The organism is Asaia sp. SF2.1, from assembly GCF_000505765.1.
Lineage (GTDB): Bacteria > Pseudomonadota > Alphaproteobacteria > Acetobacterales > Acetobacteraceae > Asaia > Asaia bogorensis.
Genome location: NZ_AYXS01000007.1, coordinates 19,125 through 22,828, shown reverse-complemented (window position 1 = coordinate 22,828; position 3,704 = coordinate 19,125). Strand labels below are relative to the sequence as shown.

The 3,704-nt window shown below is 59.4% G+C and carries 2 protein-coding genes; both read left to right on the top strand.

All coding sequences use genetic code 11. The features are described 5' to 3' along the window. A partial coding sequence (locus P792_RS25020; RefSeq protein WP_023978037.1) for a cellulose biosynthesis cyclic di-GMP-binding regulatory protein BcsB occupies positions 1–1,536 on the top strand: 1,536 nt, incomplete at its 5' end. A gap of 80 nt (positions 1,537–1,616) precedes the next feature. Then, positions 1,617–3,704, top strand: a 2,088-nt coding sequence (locus tag P792_RS37455; protein ID WP_161630821.1) for a tetratricopeptide repeat protein, incomplete at its 3' end; no start/stop codon positions are given.

Sequence of the window (3,704 nt, the reverse complement as noted above, 5' to 3'; positions counted from 1 at the left end):
GGTGCCGTCGTTGTCGGGCCAGCCTCTGCCCTGGGCACGCTTCTGTCCGGCCAGGCGCCTGTTTCAGGACCTACCATTATTGAAACAGTGAACGCGAATGACGCGTTTGGCGCCGTCCTGATTGTCACAGGACGTACGGATGACGAGGTCGTCGCTGCAGCCAAGTCAGTCGCCTTCGCAAGCAAGGGTTTTCCGCACGAGTCTCGTATCAACGCCCCGGTAGTCAGTATCGAACCGCGCAAGCCCTACGACGCGCCTGGTTTCGTATCACGGACACAACCTATACGGATCGGGGACCTCGTGTCGCTCTCGAGCCTTCAAGGCTATGGCTATGTGCCCGGGACCATATCCGTGCCTTTCCGCACGACCCCGGACATCTATACCTGGCGTGCCCATCCACTCAGCATGCATTTCACTGTGCGTGGACCACTGGGTACCGAAATCGATCGTCAGCGCTCCCATGTGGATGTCAGCGTCAACGGCATCTATCTGAAAAGCGTCTCTCTCGCTCCCCCTTCGGATCTACCCCAGTGGCTTCGTCGTCTGTGGCCCGATTCATCACGAGCCCAATCGGCGCATGTCTCGATTCCTCCCTGGGCGATCTATGGCGCCAATACGCTCGGCTTCTATCTTGAGAGCCGTCCGATCGGGCGTCGTGACTGCAGCGGTATGACGCAGGACCTGCGTATGAGCATCGATCCTGACTCGACCATCGATCTGACGCGCGCCTATCACTACACGCAGTTGCCCAACCTTGCTTATTTCGCGAACTCGGGCTTCCCATTTACGCGCATGGCTGATCTGTCGGATACGGCAATCGTTCTGCCCGCCAACCACACCGAGGGCGTTGAATCTGCATTCCTCGACATGGTCGGCATGATCGGTGCGTCCACCCATTTCCCCGTCTCCGGTCTTGGGGTCATCCATGCTGATGCCGTGTCGGAAAACGAGACGCGCAATCTGATCGTCATGGACACGCGAGTTTCGTCACCCGCAATCGAGCGCTTCCTGCGTGGTACACCCTACAGCTTCACAGGTTCGACGTTGAACTACACCCGCTCCGGGTTGCTGGAGCCCTTCCGCCTGCTTGCACGCTCCATGAACGGAAACGACGATGGCGGCCAGGCAAGCACGCTTCAGGCGCTCAGCGCCACCACATCACTGGGAGACGGTGGAGCCCTCATCGAACGTCGTTCGCCATTCTCGTCGGATGCCACCATGTTGCTGATGCTCAGCGAGAATCCCCAAGGGCTCGAGCGTCTCATCCAGGCCATGAGGAACCCCAAGACCCAGCCAATGATTCAGGGTGATCTCGCGCTGATCAATGGTTCCCATATCATCGCGACCCGCAATCTGCCGACCTATGCAATTGGCTCTCTGCCATTCTGGTTCTGGCCCGATCTGTATCTTGGTGATCATCCCTTTCGGGTCATTCTCCTGGCGGTGGTCGGGGTCGGTCTGGGCGTGTTAATCCTGTTCCGAGTTCTCACCAATCATGCCCGACGTCGCGCCAAGGAATTGCATCGTGACCGCTGATCGCCCCGGACTCCGCAGGAGCGCGCTGCGGGCAGCGCTTCTGGCAAGCTTTGCATCCAAGCCAGGCCCTGGCAGATGGCGTGCCAACGACATCGCCCCAGAATACGCTGTCGGCCGATACCGGGAAGATCCTCCCGGCGGTGGTAAAGCGAGCGCGTTACTGGTTCGAGCATGGGCGCATGGATGATGCGCGCATTGCACTCAACCAGGCACGGCAATTGGCGCCATCCGACCCCGATGTTCTCGTGCTTGAAGGGCAGATGGACCTGCAGCAAGGTGATATCGCCGAGGCACACCGAATCCTGAAACAGATACGCGAGCACAGTAATGACCCGGATGCCGGTCGATTGCTCGATATGGATCTGCAGGCGCGTTCGGCTCCGGGGACTGATATCCAGAATGCAAGAGCCCTCGCGCAACGTGGGGCGACCGCTCAGGCGGCGGCGGCCTATCTCAAGGCATTTCCTGACCGACCGCCATCGCTCTATGCGCTCGAATACTATCGCACCCTGGCCGGCGTGCCGGCGCAGCGCGAAAAAGCACAGATGGGCCTAGCCAAACTCGTCGCAGGTGCACCGAACAACATTGAATATCAGATTGCCTATGCGCAATCTCTCGTCTGGGACGAGAAAAATCGCGTGACCGGTATTCAGCGTCTTGAAGCTCTGGCGAAGATGCCCGGCCTCACGGAGGCGCAAAGACAGCAGATCAACTCAACAACGCGGCAATCCGTTCTTTGGCTTCCCGCCACGGCATCGTCAGATTCTGTCATCAACACTTATCTTGCGGCCCACCCGGAAGATAAGGACATTCAGGCTCTTCGCGGGCGTGCGCTTGGTAATACGTTAAAGCCTTTCGAGGTAGAGCGGCAAAAAGGCTGGGATGCGCTCAGGGCCGATAATCTTCAGGCAGCAATTGTCTCGTTCCGTCAGGCCCTGACAACAGCGCCCAATGATGCAGACACGTTGGGCGGACTCGGAGTCACGCTTCTTCGTCAACATCGCGACGCCGAGGCAAAGACCTATCTTGACCGGGCGATGGAAGCGGATCCTGCCTCAGCGGCCCGCTGGCGTGCTGCCGAAAGCGGCGCCGTTCTCAATGATTCCTACGCCAAGGCAAATTACCTGTTCAGCCATGAGCGTTATGCGGAGGCGCTGGCGCTGATCAACCCGATGATCAAACAGTCACCTGGACAGTCCTGGCTTAGAGCCATGCGTGCCGACATCCTCGAGCGAACCGGCCGTCGGGATGATGCCATCGCGGCTTATGAAGCGCTTATCGCCGCCGAACCCCGTAATGCCTCTTACCGCGAACGCCTTGTCAGGGCGCTTATCGAGGATCATCGGTATGATGAGGCCAGTTCCGCCCTCGCTCAGAGCCCGATTGATAACCCTCAACTTAAAGCCTTGATCTACGATAGTCAGGCTGAACGCGCCTCAACCCAGACAGATCGGCTCGCAATTTTCCAACGTGCGGATCAGGAGAATGCGCTCTCTCCCTGGTCAAGATTGCACTATGCTCAGGCATTGCTTGCCGAGAACCGTCGTGCCGACGCGGAGCAGGTGATGGCCCCCCTTACCGAGACAGAGGGGACGAGAGATCCCGCTGCTCTTCAGGCTGCACTGTTCTACGCAGCGCAGACAGGTGATGAACGAACCGTCGCCCGATTGCGTGCGCAGGTTCCAGAGCGCTCCATGACACCTGATTTGCGCAGGATACTCCGGCAGGCCGATTTGCGGGCTCAAGTGGCCAACGCACCGACTGATCCTGACTCTGCACGCTTCTATTTCGCACATTTGCTCGATCAGGGCGACCCGGATGGCAGCCTTGCACAGGTGATTGCCACGACACTGTATGATCGTGGTGACCGTGCCGGCGCATCGCAGATACTAGATTTGCAGATTGCCCGCGCTGGCGGCCATCTCAACGCTGCGCAGCGACTGGCCTATGCCGGGGCCTTCCTGCATATGCGCGATCTCGAGCGCGCCAGGCGCCTGTCAGCATCGCTCAAGGGCGCAGCGCTGGACGCAACCCAGGCAACGCAGCTCGCGCAAATCGACACGGGCCTTGCTGTCGCGACCTCCGATCATCTCAATGATCAGGGTAACCGTGCCCGTGCCTATGAAGCGCTTGCCCCCGCTCTGGACCGACCGAACCCGCCAGTCTCA